The organism is Sphingomonas populi (assembly GCF_004208535.1).
GTDB lineage: Bacteria > Pseudomonadota > Alphaproteobacteria > Sphingomonadales > Sphingomonadaceae > Sphingomonas > Sphingomonas populi.
This window is the reverse complement of the sequence record NZ_SGIS01000025.1, coordinates 1-14,904: the sequence shown is the minus strand read 5'-3', so window position 1 is coordinate 14,904 and position 14,904 is coordinate 1. Positions and strand designations below refer to the sequence as shown.

The 14,904-nt window shown below is 58.3% G+C and carries 19 protein-coding genes; 12 read left to right on the top strand and 7 right to left on the bottom strand.

Annotated elements, in window-relative coordinates; all coding sequences use genetic code 11:
- Positions 1 to 157: 157 nt before the first annotated feature.
- The gene (locus EWE75_RS15715) at positions 158 to 1,237 is read right to left on the bottom strand and encodes a replication initiation protein (RefSeq protein WP_130159099.1); all 1,080 of its coding nucleotides are present in this window, start codon (positions 1,235 to 1,237) and stop codon (positions 158 to 160) included.
- Positions 1,238 to 2,181: 944 nt separating this feature from the next.
- On the opposite strand from EWE75_RS15715, the gene EWE75_RS15710 reads away from it, so the two are divergent.
- The 3 genes from EWE75_RS15710 to EWE75_RS15700 all read left to right on the top strand — a co-directional run bounded on the left by EWE75_RS15710 (position 2,182) and on the right by EWE75_RS15700 (position 4,506).
- Positions 2,182 to 2,445: a type II toxin-antitoxin system Phd/YefM family antitoxin gene (locus tag EWE75_RS15710; RefSeq protein WP_130159058.1), complete on the top strand. Its 264-nt coding sequence runs from the start codon at positions 2,182 to 2,184 to the stop codon at positions 2,443 to 2,445.
- Between the two features lie 100 nt (positions 2,446 to 2,545).
- A complete protein-coding gene (locus EWE75_RS15705) occupies positions 2,546 to 2,881 on the top strand; it encodes a hypothetical protein (protein WP_206364784.1) in 336 nt (111 codons plus the stop codon).
- A 545-nt stretch (positions 2,882 to 3,426) separates the two neighbouring features.
- Positions 3,427 to 4,506, top strand: coding sequence for an IS1595 family transposase (locus EWE75_RS15700; protein WP_130159057.1), 1,080 nt, complete (start codon positions 3,427 to 3,429; stop codon positions 4,504 to 4,506).
- An 84-nt stretch (positions 4,507 to 4,590) separates the two neighbouring features.
- Here EWE75_RS15700 and EWE75_RS15695 read toward each other — a convergent pair whose 3' ends face one another.
- Positions 4,591 to 5,022: a hypothetical protein gene (locus tag EWE75_RS15695; protein ID WP_130159056.1), complete on the bottom strand. Its 432-nt coding sequence runs from the start codon at positions 5,020 to 5,022 to the stop codon at positions 4,591 to 4,593.
- A gap of 49 nt (positions 5,023 to 5,071) precedes the next feature.
- A complete protein-coding gene (locus EWE75_RS25595; RefSeq protein WP_231708378.1) occupies positions 5,072 to 5,926 on the bottom strand; it encodes a lytic transglycosylase domain-containing protein in 855 nt (284 codons plus the stop codon).
- A gap of 303 nt (positions 5,927 to 6,229) precedes the next feature.
- On the opposite strand from EWE75_RS25595, the gene EWE75_RS15685 reads away from it, so the two are divergent.
- The 3 genes from EWE75_RS15685 to EWE75_RS15675 all read left to right on the top strand — a co-directional run bounded on the left by EWE75_RS15685 (position 6,230) and on the right by EWE75_RS15675 (position 8,230).
- Positions 6,230 to 6,724: a hypothetical protein gene (locus tag EWE75_RS15685; protein WP_130159055.1), complete on the top strand. Its 495-nt coding sequence runs from the start codon at positions 6,230 to 6,232 to the stop codon at positions 6,722 to 6,724.
- 686 nt (positions 6,725 to 7,410) lie between these two features.
- The gene (locus tag EWE75_RS15680; RefSeq protein ID WP_130159054.1) at positions 7,411 to 7,644 is read left to right on the top strand and encodes a hypothetical protein; all 234 of its coding nucleotides are present in this window, start codon (positions 7,411 to 7,413) and stop codon (positions 7,642 to 7,644) included.
- A 139-nt stretch (positions 7,645 to 7,783) separates the two neighbouring features.
- Positions 7,784 to 8,230, top strand: a complete 447-nt coding sequence (locus tag EWE75_RS15675) for a hypothetical protein (protein ID WP_130159053.1) — start codon at positions 7,784 to 7,786, stop codon at positions 8,228 to 8,230.
- A gap of 869 nt (positions 8,231 to 9,099) precedes the next feature.
- Here EWE75_RS15675 and EWE75_RS15665 read toward each other — a convergent pair.
- Positions 9,100 to 9,732 carry an SOS response-associated peptidase family protein gene (locus EWE75_RS15665; protein WP_130159051.1) on the bottom strand — a complete coding sequence of 211 codons (633 nt, stop codon included), beginning with the start codon at positions 9,730 to 9,732 and terminating at the stop codon, positions 9,100 to 9,102.
- An 11-nt stretch (positions 9,733 to 9,743) separates the two neighbouring features.
- The gene (locus tag EWE75_RS25095; RefSeq protein ID WP_165388410.1) at positions 9,744 to 9,881 is read right to left on the bottom strand and encodes a hypothetical protein; all 138 of its coding nucleotides are present in this window, start codon (positions 9,879 to 9,881) and stop codon (positions 9,744 to 9,746) included.
- Between EWE75_RS25095 and EWE75_RS15660 the strand changes: the two genes are divergently transcribed.
- Complete coding sequence (locus EWE75_RS15660; RefSeq protein ID WP_345789390.1) at positions 9,841 to 10,248, top strand: type II toxin-antitoxin system RelE/ParE family toxin; 408 nt, start codon at positions 9,841 to 9,843, stop codon at positions 10,246 to 10,248. The genes EWE75_RS25095 and EWE75_RS15660 overlap by 41 nt on opposite strands.
- A 4-nt stretch (positions 10,249 to 10,252) precedes the next feature.
- Complete coding sequence (locus EWE75_RS15655) at positions 10,253 to 10,543, top strand: HigA family addiction module antitoxin (protein WP_206364783.1); 291 nt, start codon at positions 10,253 to 10,255, stop codon at positions 10,541 to 10,543.
- A 359-nt stretch (positions 10,544 to 10,902) separates the two neighbouring features.
- Here the strand turns inward: EWE75_RS15655 and EWE75_RS15650 are convergent, their stop codons facing one another.
- Positions 10,903 to 11,148 carry a hypothetical protein gene (locus tag EWE75_RS15650; RefSeq protein ID WP_231708377.1) on the bottom strand — a complete coding sequence of 82 codons (246 nt, stop codon included), beginning with the start codon at positions 11,146 to 11,148 and terminating at the stop codon, positions 10,903 to 10,905.
- 323 nt (positions 11,149 to 11,471) lie between these two features.
- Here EWE75_RS15650 and EWE75_RS15645 point away from each other — a divergent pair, with 323 nt between their 5' ends.
- The 4 genes from EWE75_RS15645 to EWE75_RS15630 all read left to right on the top strand — a co-directional run bounded on the left by EWE75_RS15645 (position 11,472) and on the right by EWE75_RS15630 (position 13,524).
- Entirely contained in the window at positions 11,472 to 12,161 is a 690-nt protein-coding gene (locus EWE75_RS15645; protein ID WP_130159048.1) for a ParA family protein, read from the top strand.
- A complete protein-coding gene (locus tag EWE75_RS15640; RefSeq protein WP_130159047.1) occupies positions 12,161 to 12,445 on the top strand; it encodes a hypothetical protein in 285 nt (94 codons plus the stop codon). Before EWE75_RS15645 ends, EWE75_RS15640 begins: the two co-directional genes overlap by 1 nt.
- Before the next feature lie 216 nt (positions 12,446 to 12,661).
- Positions 12,662 to 13,021, top strand: coding sequence for a hypothetical protein (locus tag EWE75_RS15635; RefSeq protein WP_130159046.1), 360 nt, complete (start codon positions 12,662 to 12,664; stop codon positions 13,019 to 13,021).
- 5 nt (positions 13,022 to 13,026) lie between these two features.
- Complete coding sequence (locus tag EWE75_RS15630; RefSeq protein ID WP_130159045.1) at positions 13,027 to 13,524, top strand: hypothetical protein; 498 nt, start codon at positions 13,027 to 13,029, stop codon at positions 13,522 to 13,524.
- Positions 13,525 to 13,540: 16 nt separating this feature from the next.
- Here EWE75_RS15630 and EWE75_RS15625 read toward each other — a convergent pair whose 3' ends face one another.
- Complete coding sequence (locus EWE75_RS15625; protein WP_130159044.1) at positions 13,541 to 14,152, bottom strand: hypothetical protein; 612 nt, start codon at positions 14,150 to 14,152, stop codon at positions 13,541 to 13,543.
- Between the last annotated feature and the right edge of the window lie 752 nt (positions 14,153 to 14,904).

Here is a 14,904-nt window from a genome sequence, read left to right as displayed (position 1 = left end):
TCGAAATTTGGGGCACGGTACACGCACTTGCGGTTTTGCGTCAATAAAATCGCCAAATGCGAAAGTGGGTGTGCCGTTCAAGCGATTCCGGCGGCGCTTTTCAGCCTATCCTGACTCGGTGGGGGATCGAGAAAATTGCACGCGTGCAATTTTGGTATCAAACAGACCCTCGACGGGTCACCCACCCTTCACAAAAGCCCTTCCAAGCGGAGAGCATCTTCACTCCGCGAACCTTCTCAATTCGCGCTCCCATATGCTCTCGAAAGGCGTTGGCGATGAGATCGACATCCCATCCCCCGCCATGTAGCCGGCCAATCGTGAGCAGATCTCCGTACCCGAACCGGAGCGAGCCCGAGGGGAAGGTCGCATCCTTCGGACTCGCCGGTTCCGCCGGCTTGGGCAAGGCCGCAAATGCCGCCTCGCGGACCGTAACTGCCTCGACGGTTCCGTCGCGTCGCGGCGTTCGCCCGGCGGAGTGCCGATCCAGTTCATCGACCGTTTCGATGACCTCCGGCGGGGTCTTCGGTTCGAACCTGAACTCGAGCTCGGCGACGGTCCTGCCCTGACGGATTTCACGCCACTCGACGCGGAAGTGCGCGAGCTGGTCGATCTCTGCCTTCGCCTTTTCCAGTACCTTGCGCCGAAGCTGCGCGAAATCCGTGTATACCTCGGGCGGGATCCCCAAGGCGGCGCGTAAAGCCGCCATGTCGCCTCGCCAGCTATTCTGTCGCCGATGCAAACGAAGCGCGCCGAGTTCGTAAAGCTTCAGCGCATAGTTCGACCGGAAGCCGAGGACAGCCTGCCGATTGAGCACGGCATAGGTTTCAGACGCTTGGATCAGCTTGCGCGCGTCCGGCGTGAATTCCCATTCAATCCAGCCAGCCTCTCCACCGTCCTCTTCGGTTTCCTCGCGCGATCGGGAGATCAGCGAGAATCGAAGTGTTGCCTTTTTGCCCCGCCAGGACTTGTCATCAACCGCGAAGAGCGTGCGGTGCAGCTCCTCAAGCATATCGGTAATCCGCTCATTGCCTTTGTGGCCCCGCCGTATGTCAGCCTTCCGCATGCGGTGCGGCCGATCCTCCCAAGCATCACCACCCGCCGTCAGGATCATGAGCGCCAATAGGCGGGAGGCGGTGAGGCTTAGCGACTCTCCTTTGACGAATTTGACCTCGATGATGCTTCCGGGTTTGGCGAACTCGTCGCCGCCTTTGGCCTTCAAAGCGGCAGCAACCTTCATCGCGCGGCCAGGCATTGCTTCCGTTGACGCAGCTTCAACTACATCGGCAGTGTGGACAGCGTCCGTTTCCATGCCATAACACGATCAGGATAGAGCCTTCGGGAGTGCATTAGCTGCCTGACCTGACCCCACTCGTCAAGTCAGGTCAGGACAGAACGGTTTTAACGGTCCCCCACGCGGTCAGGATAAAATCGGATGCGGCGCGCGAAAACGCAAGGTGAAATGCCGAGTCGCGATCGGAGTGCAGGAACCGCGCGGAAACGCAGTCAATCAACCAAGATCCGATTCAATTCGATCGTATCGCAAGCTTCTACTGACCACAACGACCACCGCCCCCAAGAGGTCAGGACTACCCCACATGGTCAGGAAGCCACCCCCACCAGGACAGGATTGAGCCCCCAAACAGTCAGCTAAACTCCCCCAAACGGTCAGCCAAAACCGATTATCTCATTGTAATAGCTCTCGTTTTAGTCCGGGAATTTGAATCCTTTGAATCATGAATCGTTCCGCTGCGAGCAGCGGCGTTTTCCAAGATCGATTCTGGACGGTCATCAGCCGATTCGCGCCTCCAAATCAGAGCACATCGTGATGAGCTTAGGACCGGCACCATCGAACGAGGGGAGGGGGCAAACCTCGACAAGCAGCTCTACATCTCGGCGTTTCGCCACGACGACGGTCGGACAATATCGTACGGTCGCGCGCAAGCCGCCGCTGCCTGGTTCCCATGAAGGCGCATCCCCGCTGGGCAGCGATGGCTTGGTCGAGTCCTCGCCCAACGGCGCCTGCGGTGCCTGCACGCTTTAAATGGCCGACTGATTGGCAGACGGCTCCCCGACCGCTCGTCTTTCCGAAGTAGGCTCTGTTCTCTTTCAGCCTGGGGCCGCAACCAACACTATTGCAATTTATCCGGAAAAATCCGTACTTTCCGTATAGGAGAATCGCTCATGCCTCAATCGATCAGTTCCGTCGAGGCCTCGAAGTCCTTTGGCCGCATTAGCCGTCAGGCATTGGAGAGTCCGCTCACTATCACGCATCACGGCCATGACAGCCTGGTGCTCATGCCGCACGCCGAATATCAGCGACTCAAGAGCCGGGATCGCGAAGTGCTGACGACGTCTGACTTCACCGACGAGGACCGCGCGGCCGTCGCAGCGTCGCGTGCGCCGGCCGAAGCAGCCGAGTTCGATCATGAGACGCGCACCAGCTGATGCGGTTTACCCAGCCGGTTCCAGCGCTCGTTATCCGATACTCATTTCTCTGGAGCCATGAGGCCAGGCGGGACACCGAAGACGGGAGCAAGGATCGCCCTTGTGCCGTGCTTCTCTCGACCACAACAAAGCAGGCAAGCAGGTCGTCATGGTGCTACCTGTGACGCACACGCCGCCACCGGACCCGCGCCTTGCCGTCGAAATCCCAGCCGCGACCAAGGCCCGTCTTGGTCTCGACGATACCCGTTCATGGATCGTGGTCACCGAGATCAACCGGTTCGAGTGGCCCGGTCCCGATCTGCGTCCGATCCCTGGTGATCCACTCGGTCGCAATGCTTACGGACTGCTGCCAGCTGCCTTATTTAATGAAGGCAGGACCAAGTGGCTGGCCGCGTACGATGCCAGCAAGATCAGCCAGGTCGAGCGCAGCGAATAGCTTCTCGCTAGCAACCGGCGCGGTGCTCGCTACAGAGGGGCGATCTCGCATGCGCCTGCGCTTGATGAAACCTGGCGGGAGCGACCCACCGAATCCGCTAACCTTGCTTCGCCGTTTCCATGAAACCTGCGGCGCGCTCGCGCTCGACGTTGATCGCTGTGCTTGAAGATCTGAAGGGCAGGGGGGCCAACTTCTGTTCGCTTCATGAACGGATCGAATCGGAGTCGCCAGCTGGGCGCTTGCTATTTCACCTGATCCGGGTCGCTCGCAGAATTTGAGCACGACATCATCATCGACCGGACGCGTACCGGAATCGATGCCGCGCGCCGCGTCGGTGTCCCGGCCGGCCGGCCCAAATTTTCCGATGAGCGTTGGACCGAAGCCCTGCGCACTATCGCGGAAGACGCGAAAAACGGCGTGTCTGGGGTCACTGCACGAAAGTGACTTTTCCGTACGCGGCGTTTATCAACGAAAGACAGCGGAACCTTGTGTTATCGCGGTATTAATGTGATTCTTCGCAGGTTGGAAAATCTGGGGAGACGCCAGTGTCGGAAGCGGTGCATCTGATCCTTTCATCGATCCGAACGGTGGACGATATGGTCACGGCGTTCGCAGATGAGGAGCGCTGCCGACGCCTGCTCGAGACGATGATCTGGCCCGACGGCCGAGCTTGCCCGGCCTGCGGATCCACCCGTTCGATCGCGCTTGCGGGCCGCGATACAGGCAAGCACCGCGCACGGCCCGGTCTCTACCAATGCTCGGGTGTTGATTGCCGGTTCCAGTTTACGGTTACCACCCGAACGCCGCTGCATTCCACCAAGCTGCCGTTAGCCATCTGGCTAAAAGCAATGTGGCTCATCCTGCAATCCGACAAGGGCTTGTCTTCGGTACGGCTGGCGGAGACGCTGGGCATCAGTCAGCCGACGGCATGGCGGTTGGGTCACGCCCTGAGGCTGATGATGGCACCAGTCGACCGGCTGGGCGGCACTGTCGAGATCGATGGCTTCTACGTTGGAGGCGAACCGAAGAAGGGTGCGGACGGTCCTGATCCTGGCCGGGGCCGCAAAGGGCTTCGCAAGACGTTGAAAACGCCCGTCCTCGCCATCGTGCAGCGGCCAGCCGACGACCTCCCCGGCTCTCCCGCCGGGGCCGCGCGGGCGTCCATAGTGAAAAATCTGTCGGCGAACGAAACCGCTCGCGTTCTGGAAAAGGATGTCCAGCGCGCCGCCCACCTGATCAGCGACGAGTGGAAATCGTTCGTGGCGCTGGGACATAATTTCATGGCGCACGAGACGGTACGGCACTCGAAGCAGGAATATGTTCGCGGCGATGTACACGCCAACTCGGCTGAGGGCTTCAACTCGAGAGTGCGGCGCACCGTTGCTGGCGTATTTCACCATATCAGCCCGGAACATGCCGATCTGTACTTCCACGAAATCGGCTTCCGCTGGTCCCAGCGCATCGCTGGTAAGAAGGTCGAGCGACGAACCCGCGATGGTCGGATGAAATCGCGACGCCTCTGGTCCCGGGTCGCCCCGGCCATCCAGATGCAGCACCTCCTGCGCGGTGCTCAGGGGCAACAAATCAGGCGCTCGTCATCAGGTGGGATCGTTATCAATCCCTGAGAGCTGTCTTTCGTTGATAAACGCCGCGTACGTAAAACTCACTTTCGTGTAGTGACCCCTGAAAGGCTCACCACACGCAAAACGCTATGCCCGTGGCAAACGTGGCCCATCCATCCACCAGTCTGGTTGGGCGAAACCATCGATAGAATGCCCTTCTTCAAGCGTGGTAACCTCAAAATCATAGGTCAAGGTATTGCCCTCTCGGATATCCCAACCAACAATGATGACCATGCCGTTCGGGGCTTCAGACATCGGACGTCTGCTGTGGTATGGCAGTTCTTCCATATAGAAATCAGGCGGAGGGGCGGGACCGTCAAGCCATGTTCCATCACGAACATAGCCCGCAGCGATAATATGCGAGTAGCCCTCGGGGTTATCCGGTTCTGTTTTCCACCCCAAGAGCAGGTATTCGTCCTCCGGCGCTGTATCGATCGTTCGCCATCGCCACGGCGGCTGGTAGCTATGATCTTCTGGTACAGGCTGAAACGCCTCCCTTAATGCTGCGAAAAGTCCCATTACCGAACCTCCAAAGCTAATATTATGTCAGAGCTACTTTCAGCCAGCTTCAAAAGCTCGTGACCGCCGACATCAGCCGTGGGACCGATGCGACCGCGATCGCGCCAACCGTGCCGAACCCGCCGCCATTGCGTAGCGCGAGGTGAAGTCGCGTCCTGCTCAAGATCCGCGCCACATACGCCTGCGTCTCTCGAAAAGGCGGTAGCCCGCGATATTCGCGGATGCGCTGCGGCCCGGCATTGTACGCGCCAAGTGCCAGATCGTAGCGCGCAAACGCATCGATCTGCGCCCGGAGATACCGCGCGCCCGCCCGCAAATTCTCGGCCGCGTCCCACACGTTCGACACATTAAGAGCGCGCGCCGTCTGCGGCATCAATTGTGACATGCCTGCGGCGCCCTTCGGACTCACCACAAACGGCCGATATTGGCTCTCCTGAACGATCAGCGCATCATACAACTCGAGCGGCACACCCGCCTCGCACGCAGCGGCCGCCATCGACGAGAAATAAGCGGATCGGCGCGCCTCAACCGCGCTGCTCAACCCCGGCAGCGGCCGATAGGCGACCGGCCCGCATGTCGTGGATATCGGCGACACTGCCGGAATGGCTGCGAAAACCTTCGACGATCCCCCGCGCCGCATCCAGGCCGGCACCGAAAGGCGATCCGTCGGATAGCTCGTGACACCGTTTATCGGGCTGGCGCCCGGCACATCGATCGTCGCTGACGCTGTGCTCGGTGTTGCTTCTGGTCCAATCGACGCCAGCGAGGCGTCACCTGGCGGTGCTTCCGCCTCTGCCGGGGAAACGTTGGTCGGCGCGGAAAAAGACAGAACTTGCGTCTCACGCGCATGTGCGACGCTCGCCACACAGGACAGCGTAAAGGCCGCGGCCGTCATCAACTTCATTTTCCGTCTCCGATCGCGTCGCGATTGGGAGCCGGTCTGGATTTCGCAGGAAGCCGAATATCAAAGGGCGTGACGGCGAGCAACCCGCCATCGGATCAGGCAAGAGGGCACTGATGGAAGGGGTTAAAGTTGCCCAGTTCATCGGGGGGCGCTCACACCATTTTTTTATCACACTCTTGTCAAATTCATGGACATGTGCATTGTAGTAACCGCTTTTCGGCTAAATCCTTGCAAAGAATCTATCAAGTTTCAATATTATTTATCCTCGAATAATAGAGTATACTTGCCTTTAGGGAGGGTAGGATGAAATCCATAATTTATTGGTTTGCAAGCCTGCTGTATATATTATTCTTTATTGTATGCATTTTGGTGTCAAGTTTGCAGTTTAACTTGTCTGCCATCAATATATCTGGCTTCTTTATGATTTTGGCCGCAGTCTCCTGCATTGGTGGGCTAGCTGTAATGAACCCGATTTCTGTCCGAAAGCTTGGCTTGCTGGGCCATCGCCGCAAACGCTTTGCTTGGATTTTAGCAACTCTCACGCTCTCGCTAGGTTTTTTCTTCGCGGGAATGGCAACAGCACTTCAAGATGTTTCAATAGATAAGGGAGCACTGCTTGCATATGCAAAGAAAGACAGGATTGATGTAAATTCAGTCGAGGCCGATCGTGCGGTCAAGTGCTACAATGATCAGTCTAAAGAAGTAAGGGCTGATACTCGAAAGCTAAATGATGATGGCGTCGAAGCCATGAAATCTATCAGGATTTCTTTGTGCATTGCCATGTCTAGGGGAAAATAATTCCTAAATTCATTCAAGCGGATCGCGATATTTTCCGCTTACTTTCTAGTTAAATCACACCTGAACACGCGCCATAGGCTGCGAATGAGCGACAATTGGAAATCAACGACTAATATATAAGAAGTGTGCTTTCAGGCACCAGTAATTTCGTAGTGACGTCCCCCTTCCCTAAATATGAGATGACGAATAACGATACCCTTGGTGGACTCCTAAAACCCCAGACTGACGATCCAAACACCCAGCAGGGCAAGGTCACGCACATCCCCTATGAGAACTTCTACCACGATGCCTCAATGGGGTATGGTCTGATGCGACGATCGGTGCGGCCGGCGACCCACACGGGGTCGCATCCGCCATTCGCGGACGGCGCGGAGGATCGGGGAGCGGCCTTCGGCACGGCTCTATCTCCGCTCCGCTCCGACCGAACCCGCAAGCGGTTTCGGCCCTGCCGGGCTACGATCCTCGCTCGACAGAAGATCCAGCGGCAACGTGGGGTATATCTCTCTATTGAATGTGGCAGTCTGGCATGGGTGCGCGCTGACTATCAAGGATGGGCGGTCCCCCCAATTTACTGCGTAAATCGGCTCCCCCACCCCCCGCTGGCGCGGCCGCTTCGCGGTCCTGTGACAGCCAGCGCCGGAGCCCATGCCGAACTTGCCACTCCAATCATCGAGAAGGAGAACCAAATGCACATCGCATTGTTTACAGCCCTGAAATCCGTTAGTGTGTCGGACGACAAGGCCACCGAGGTTGTAGAAGCATTTGAGGAGTATGTAGCGGTGAAGATCAAGGAAGCGACGGCCGAACTGGTAGCACAGCAGAAGGCCACGAACTGGTTGATCGGTTCGCTCGGCTCCGTGATCGCGATCGGCGTGCTGGTTTCCGCACTGTCACCGATCATCGCGAAGCTGATCCACTGACATCGAGGGAGGGGCTTTAAGCCTCTCCCTTTTTTATATCCCTCCACACCCGACTCTGAACTGTCGCAATCCCGCCTAAAGGCGCGGCAACAGCGATTTTCCCCTTTCGTTCCGGCCCGGCATGATTCAGAATCGCCCCATGCCGATACGTCCCGAACATCGCTGGCTCTACCCAATCGACTGGCCCGAGATCACCAACTTCGTCCGCTTCGTGCGCGCCAAGGGGCGCTGCGAACAATGTCGCCGCCCACACGGACACTACGCCGCCCAACTCGCCGACGCCGATGGCGTCTGGTGGGATCGCGATGCGCGTGCCTGGTGTGACGGTCGCGGTCGGCCGCTGCGCTCTCAACCCGCCTTCGTCGCGCTCGAAAACATCCGCATGACGCGCCGGCCGGTCTATCTCGCAACCGCGCATCTCAACCACGATCCCTCCGACAGCGGACGCCGCTGGCGCAACCTCGCCGCCTTCTGCCCGCGCTGCCACATGAAGCACGACGCCGACGAACATCGCCGGCGACGCTGGTGGAACGCCTTCCGGCGTCGTGCCGTCGGCGATCTCTTCAATGGCCGCTATTCAGACTGACCGCATACCTTGCAACAATTCACCGGCGAAAAACGCCGAACGGGCGTGACAAACCAGCCCGCCTCGACAACACTTCAAAGGGACGCTTCACGACTATGACGCAGGGACAGTCGGCTCGCGCCGACAGTTGAGGGGAGGATGCTGATTGGTCTTCGGTTCAATATCGTACCGGAGGCACCGATGACCGAGATACTTCAAACCCACAGGACGATCGCGATGGCGAACCTTCCCTTGGACGCTGAAATACGCGATCGGGGCAGGGGTCGAGAATTGCTGGAGCGCGATCTGTTCTTCGCTGCGGACGGTGTGGGTCGGCAGCGAGACGGTGAGCGCAGCGAGCGCGGCGAGGCAGGCGCCAGAATCTGCGGGCAGCTCGCTACGGCTTTTCCGTACCGGAAAAGTGATCGCGGCCCCTCCCCGTCCTGTCGGGCGCCTGTCGAGCGGGGATGAACCCCGCCGGCTTCACAGGAGCCTCGAATATGTTCAACGACATCTGGACCGCCCGCCGAAACGCCCTAAGCCGCGCAAAGGGTCTATGATGTCCGGGTCGCAAGGCCCCACCAGTTCGACCCCGTACACGCCGACGAAGAGCGTTCCCTGTGAAGGAGTAACGACGAAGCTGGCCCAGTAGGGTGATTTTAGCCGCGCCCGGTTTTGAACGGTCTGGATGGATTGGTACAGCAGGAAGCCGTCATGGTAGTCACGCCAAAGCAAGTAAGGTGTCCGCCCCCCATGTTTCGTTTGGTGGCGTAGCAACCTGACATCACTCGGCTTGATGCCGTAATCTTCTAAAATCGCATTGAACGACAGACCCATTCGCCAACAGTACCGAGAGCGCGAGAAATGACCAGTCCGCGCGTAAGACCGACTTAGCGTGCCTTGCTGCGCGTGGGGAAAACGGGACCGCGAACCGTCATACGATCTGGGTCAAAGGGTTTCTGAAGCGTGACCACCTCGTCATACGAACCGCGAAGCCACGTATCCACGTCCGCAGGATCTAAGATCGTAATCATGGCTTTGGGGTGGATCGGCGCCACGAGCGCGTTCGGATCGCATGTGACCATCGTAAAGCCGTTGCCGGCCTCCGTCCGTTGCCAGAAGCCGGCCACGGCGAATACCGGCTGTTCGGGCACAGCGAACCACATCTGGCCTTTCAGCGGGGGTTTTCCGTCGTGTAGATCGTGCTTTTCGGGCGTGAACTCGCAGAACTCAGTCAGCGGGACGATACAGCGATTTTCCGGTTTCTCGGCAAGCCGTCGCCATTGGGGAAGCGCCAGGTTGCGGACGTTGGTCATCGGCCACGGGGCCTTCCCGCCCAGGACGTCCCACGTCATTACGTCCCATGCGCGCTCCCCGGCTTCCTCCCGCACGACGTAGTTGCGGCTTTTCGGGTTCAACTCCCTTGGATCGAAGCGATTGTCGCGTGGCCGCTCGCTAAAGAGCTTCGCGGCAGATCCCCATAGGGTTTCCGGCTCGTGCGACATCCGCGCGCGGTTGCACACCCCCGCTGCCCTCAGTCGTTCACGGCGCGATCGCGGATGGCCTTCGCCAGCTCGACCAGCATTTCGAGGACGCGCGGCTCAGTCTCGCCTTCTGCGAAGGCTTCCGCGATGCGAGCCGACTCCTCGAAACCGTCAGGTTTGGTGTCCATAGCGTCAGACTGCCTCACTGCACGCCGATCGGCAACCAAACGTCGCACCGGCTTGCATCGTGTAACGCTTCGCGATACATTTCGCCCCATGATAATCGGATTTCGGCACAAAGGGCTGGAAGCCTTTTATCGCAGCGGCACGACGCGCGGTGTTCAAGCGTCGCATGTGAAGAAGCTCCGAAATATTCTCGGGTTGCTCGATGTGGCGGCTGGACCGGATGATATGAATCTCCCGTCGTTCAAGCTGCACCCGCTCAAGGGCGACCTGAAAGGCCATTGGTCTGTCTGGGTCAACGGCAACTGGCGTATCACATTCCGGTTCGTCGGCGCTGACGCCGAACTGGTCGATTATCAGGATTACCACTGAGGCTATGACGATGATGCACAACCCTCCCCATCCCGGCGAACTCCTCCGCGATGAGGTCGTGTCGGCGCTGTCGCTGTCCGTCACCGAGGCAGCAAATCGTCTCGCCATGTCGCGCGTCGCGCTGTCTCGAGTGTTGAACGGCAAGGCCGCGATCAGCCCCGACCTCGCGGTTCGTCTCGAACAGGCCGGCGCCAGCACCGCCCGCGCCTGGCTCGCAATGCAGGCTAACTACGATCTATGGTGCGCTAGGCAGCATGAGCAACCGCCTGTCCGGCGCTTGCAGGATGTCGCCTGAGGCGTCGCGGACCTTCTGGGAGCGTTTCCTATGAACAAGTCGGGACAATCTAAGATGACCCTTGCTGAATTTTGCGCCGCAAATCCCGAGAAAATCCGCGCGCTCACGGAGGACGTCCGCGCGATTAGAGCGTCTGTGCAGAAACTCTCGGAGGAACTCGACGCGCGTGAGCAACGCGCAGACACAATTAATGCTCGATTGCGTGCGCTTTCCGAACGGTCGTCCGCCTTGGGCCTGCGCCTAGGCATGTCGCCCGACGAGGTGGAGCACATCTGGAGCTGCGATCTGCCGCGGCCCCCGGAGCGCGATCGGCAAGCCACGCCTCGCCTCTCCGGTCACTTTACATCCACCTCGCTATGTCACCCCCGCAGCCGCTTCACCACGGCTTGCCACTCGCGTTCACTTCTAGGCCCGAACTCGACCGAGGGCTGCGCCTGCGTCGCTTCCAGTTTGCTCGGCCGGCGCTTGCACACGCTGCACCGCAAATGCTGCCCCACTCTCTCGATCGATCCATTCCAGCGATGCACGGCAAACCAGCGCCACAGCTTCGGCCCGTCAACGACGCCCTGGTGGCCGCAACTCCCGCACTCGACGCTGAGGTTCATCGACGGAATCCGAAGATTTTCTAAGAGGTCGAAGCTATCATTCACGGTGAACAGATAGGGATCAGCCGGAACCCTGTGAAGCGATGGCCGACCACCGATCGCGGCGTGAAGCTGAGCGCCTCGCCACACAAGAAATCTTTGATAGCATGTGATAGCGTACGATAGCGTGTGATATCCGAAACTAGCATAGCGTAACATCCCCTACGATATCATATGATACGCTATGCAATCGTAGGATTACGTATTATAGGATTGCATATCGTATGAAATGCTAGAATACGCTACGCTACGATATTGTAGCGACATCAAACGGGGGAACGCCCATGCCGATCATCACGTTCGCGAACTCGAAGGGGGGGTCGGGGAAGACGACCTCTGCCCTTCTCCTGGCGTGCGAACTGGCGAACGCCAAGCGCGTGACGATCATTGACGCTGATCCTCGCCATCCACTGACGACGTGGGCCACGTTGCCAAACAAACCGAAGAACCTGACCGTCATCACCAACGAATCTGAGAAGACGATTCTCGACGAAATCGAGGCAGCAGCGGCACGCGATCCTTTCGTCATCGTCGATCTCGAAGGCACCGCCTCGCGCTTGACGAGCTATGCGATCAGCCAGTCAGATCTGGTCCTGATCCCGATGAAGGAGCAGCAGCAGGACGCCCTAGCGGCGATTGAGGTGGTTAAGGAAATCCATCGCGACATGAAAGCGGTGAGGCGCGAAATTCCATTCGCGATACTATTCACACAGACGAAGGCCGCGGTAAAATCGCGCACGGCACGTTTCGTCTCAAAGCAATTCCGCGACAATCAGAAGTTCTTGACGCTGAACACTGAGATCAATGAACGCGATGCCTTCGCGGCCATATTCGCGGTAGGTGGCGCGGTCGGGACGCTCAACCCGAAGGAGGTGAACAACCTCGAAGCCGCTCTGGCGAACGTCAACAACTTCGCGGCCGAGGTGATCGATATTTTGCGGAGTACGAAAGCCGAACGAAAGGATGTCGCTTAATGAACACCGAACGGAAGCCCATCGACTTTGGCGGTCTCGACGACTTCGACACCCGTCCGAAGGCGACACCTCAAACCCCAGAAACCAAAGTGGCCGAGCGGAAGGCCGTCGATCAGATGGCAGGTTTCCCCAGCCGGGAGAGAAGCGACGAAGGCCAGATCAATATCCGCGCGCAGGAGCAAGTTTTGAACCGCTTCCGCGAAATGGCGAAAAAAGAGCGCTACAAACTCGGTGCATTCCTCGAAATTATGATGGACGTTTACGAGCAGCGGAACGGAGGATGATGGCCCACGCCTGAGGATGTAGCCGCGACCCGGACGAAGGGCAGGGCAGCGGATGCTCGTGGTCTATCCCAAAAAGCGTTCCGATCCGACCGTTGCTCAAATGATCCTCCACGGAACGAGTCGTTCGTGGGAAGCCCGATCGGCTGCTTCCGCATAGTGACAGACGTTGCGAACTCGACAATGCTCCGTCGATCGATGGAATATGAGGGGATACGGATGATTAGGTGGCTGACGCGGCCGTGGTTTCAGGCTCGATCACTTGGCGTTCTGCAAACCTATTACCGTCAACCGCTCAAAAACCCGCTGCCGGCGTTCGAGGCGCGACTGTTGCGCGGGGCCGTCAACGCGACAATGGCAGATGGTGGGACGCCGTTTGATGCGGCGACGCGGTTCTATGCTGCCTATGCTGAAACCGCCGTGAGGCAGGGCCGATCGCTGAACGATATCAACTTTGGCGGCGTACTCGGCCGCATGTCGGCGATGCGGGACGAAATGAAGTTCTACGACGAACACAAAACAGCGCTCAAATCAGTCAGCGAAAGCGCCAAGGCCGCGCCCGATATGAAAGGGCTCTGAGAACAATGTTTGGCCGTAAGAACGAAGAAAGCCCCGCTACGGCGGGAAGCGTAGCGGACCAACGGCCGCGCATCATGTCTCTAAACGAGCATGATCGCGCGATCCTCGCTCAACATCGATTTGAAGAACTCGGCAAACTTCTGCGTGCATCGGGTTGTGCGATCCAGCCCGATCCCAAGGGCCTCGCGGTAAACTTCCATACCGGGGAACACATGATGGTCGTTCAGGTCGATCGGCTGGACCCACGCCGCATCAAGCTCATGATGATATTCAACAACGCTGAGGGTGACATTGTCAAAGCCCGCTGGGCATGTTTCGAGGCGAGTTCGAAGCAATTCGCCTCGAAGGCTACGGTCGATGAAGTCGGCCTTGGCTACACGGTGACGCTGAGCGTCGGGGTGTACGCTGAGGCTCTTCACTCCTTCGGTGATTCATTGAAGGCATATGTGGACGACATAATCAAACTCTATGGCGACTTCATCGACCTGATGATATTAGCTTAAATAAGCTGGGCCTGATTCACAAACCGTCTGCGGTCGCCTTGGCTTTCGCCGCACGGTCGGCGCTTTCCTTATTGTGCTCCTGCGAGAACTTCTCTTGCGAAACATATTCTAGCTGAAGCGTCGCCTTTTGCCCTCGATCGAGCGGACATGCTTCATTCGCAGAGTTGTAGTTGCTGTCGGCCATACTGTTTGCGAGCTTGTTCGCTGCGGCGACGAATCCGCTCCCGCCATAGAGGTGCTGAGGGTAGGGGTTCTCTTCCGTTGAGACGGAAACGGTCACTCGTGTTTCCTGATTATAAAACGCTCGTTGCGTGTCGATTGAGACGCCATCGGGATTAACGACTTTTACCCCCTGCTGGTGGGGATACTTGTCAGCTAACGCTGTCCTTAGCTTCTCAATCTTGGCGGCTATCGTGGAAAGGCAGCCTTTTTCCGATAACGTTACCGAGTCAAGTCCATCGTTGACGAACGATGGTGTAACCGCGACGTTTAAGTCTCCGATCGGCATACCCACTCCAAGGGAATAGGTGATCCTGACCTTTGCAGGCTTCTTTCCTTTCCGAGTCACATCGACGGCTTTGACGCCATCAACCTTCCGCAAGCCTTCTGCGAATTGCTCGGGGGTCATGCCCGCTCGAAAGTCACGCCAGATTACTGGCTGTTGTAGACTTTGTGCGGCTTCCGGAGCCGGATGAACTGTTGCGACCTGTAGCGCCGCGATTAAATATCGGATCATATCCCCCCAAATGCCCTATGCTGAGTGCGCCCGGGCACTCCCACTTCATCGCCTATAAGCGGAAGGGCTAAATGGCGGCAACCGAGACAGACGGGGGAGCGGGGACGAAACTTGCACCGCTGGTTATTCAGATTGCTCAGTTCGTATTCCGGCGACCCATTTAAGGCGAACTGCTAAATTCCACATTCTTGCCTGACAACAAACCGACCGTATTCTTCACTGTCAACCGACCCCCAAAAAACCCGCAGAAATCCGTCTGTAAACGCGCACGGTATGTGGCGGCCTTCCCATCGCGCTAATTGTCGTCGCGCCAGCGCCGCCATTCTCACTGAGGATCGAGTTCCAGGAATGTCCGGGTTGGGAAGGAAAGCGGACGCTATCGGCGTATTCGCGATCGGGCCTCGTTGAGGCTTTCTCGATTTGCGCCGCCTGCATAATTGGGATTATCCGCTTGGACGGATCGCCCGCCTGAACGTCCGGGTATGGGCGTTCGTGTCCGATCCGGCTTTCTCGCGAGGGATTGAATTTTGAGAAGCGGCCGGGATGCCAAAGCAAACTGGCAAAGCGGCTGGAAACTAACATGGCGAGTAACGTTTATGGCCTTGCCACAGTCGTCCTCCGGCTGCGGCCGGCCCGTCCTTGCT

Bases quoted from the DNA above. Each gene is read 5' to 3' on its own strand.
- EWE75_RS15715 (WP_130159099.1), bottom strand. From the start codon at position 1,237: ATGAAGGTTGCTGCCGCTTTGAAGGCCAAAGGCGGCGACGAGTTCGCC.
- EWE75_RS15710 (WP_130159058.1), top strand. From the start codon at position 2,182: ATGCCTCAATCGATCAGTTCCGTCGAGGCCTCGAAGTCCTTTGGCCGC.
- EWE75_RS15695 (WP_130159056.1), bottom strand. From the start codon at position 5,022: ATGGGACTTTTCGCAGCATTAAGGGAGGCGTTTCAGCCTGTACCAGAA.
- EWE75_RS25595 (WP_231708378.1), bottom strand. From the start codon at position 5,926: ATGAAGTTGATGACGGCCGCGGCCTTTACGCTGTCCTGTGTGGCGAGC.
- EWE75_RS15685 (WP_130159055.1), top strand. From the start codon at position 6,230: ATGAAATCCATAATTTATTGGTTTGCAAGCCTGCTGTATATATTATTC.
- EWE75_RS15680 (WP_130159054.1), top strand. From the start codon at position 7,411: ATGCACATCGCATTGTTTACAGCCCTGAAATCCGTTAGTGTGTCGGAC.
- EWE75_RS15675 (WP_130159053.1), top strand. From the start codon at position 7,784: ATGCCGATACGTCCCGAACATCGCTGGCTCTACCCAATCGACTGGCCC.
- EWE75_RS15660 (WP_345789390.1), top strand. From the start codon at position 9,841: ATGCGAGCCGACTCCTCGAAACCGTCAGGTTTGGTGTCCATAGCGTCA.
- EWE75_RS25095 (WP_165388410.1), bottom strand. From the start codon at position 9,881: ATGGACACCAAACCTGACGGTTTCGAGGAGTCGGCTCGCATCGCGGAA.
- EWE75_RS15655 (WP_206364783.1), top strand. From the start codon at position 10,253: ATGACGATGATGCACAACCCTCCCCATCCCGGCGAACTCCTCCGCGAT.
- EWE75_RS15650 (WP_231708377.1), bottom strand. From the start codon at position 11,148: ATGAACCTCAGCGTCGAGTGCGGGAGTTGCGGCCACCAGGGCGTCGTT.
- EWE75_RS15645 (WP_130159048.1), top strand. From the start codon at position 11,472: ATGCCGATCATCACGTTCGCGAACTCGAAGGGGGGGTCGGGGAAGACG.
- EWE75_RS15640 (WP_130159047.1), top strand. From the start codon at position 12,161: ATGAACACCGAACGGAAGCCCATCGACTTTGGCGGTCTCGACGACTTC.
- EWE75_RS15635 (WP_130159046.1), top strand. From the start codon at position 12,662: ATGATTAGGTGGCTGACGCGGCCGTGGTTTCAGGCTCGATCACTTGGC.
- EWE75_RS15630 (WP_130159045.1), top strand. From the start codon at position 13,027: ATGTTTGGCCGTAAGAACGAAGAAAGCCCCGCTACGGCGGGAAGCGTA.
- EWE75_RS15625 (WP_130159044.1), bottom strand. From the start codon at position 14,152: ATGACCCCCGAGCAATTCGCAGAAGGCTTGCGGAAGGTTGATGGCGTC.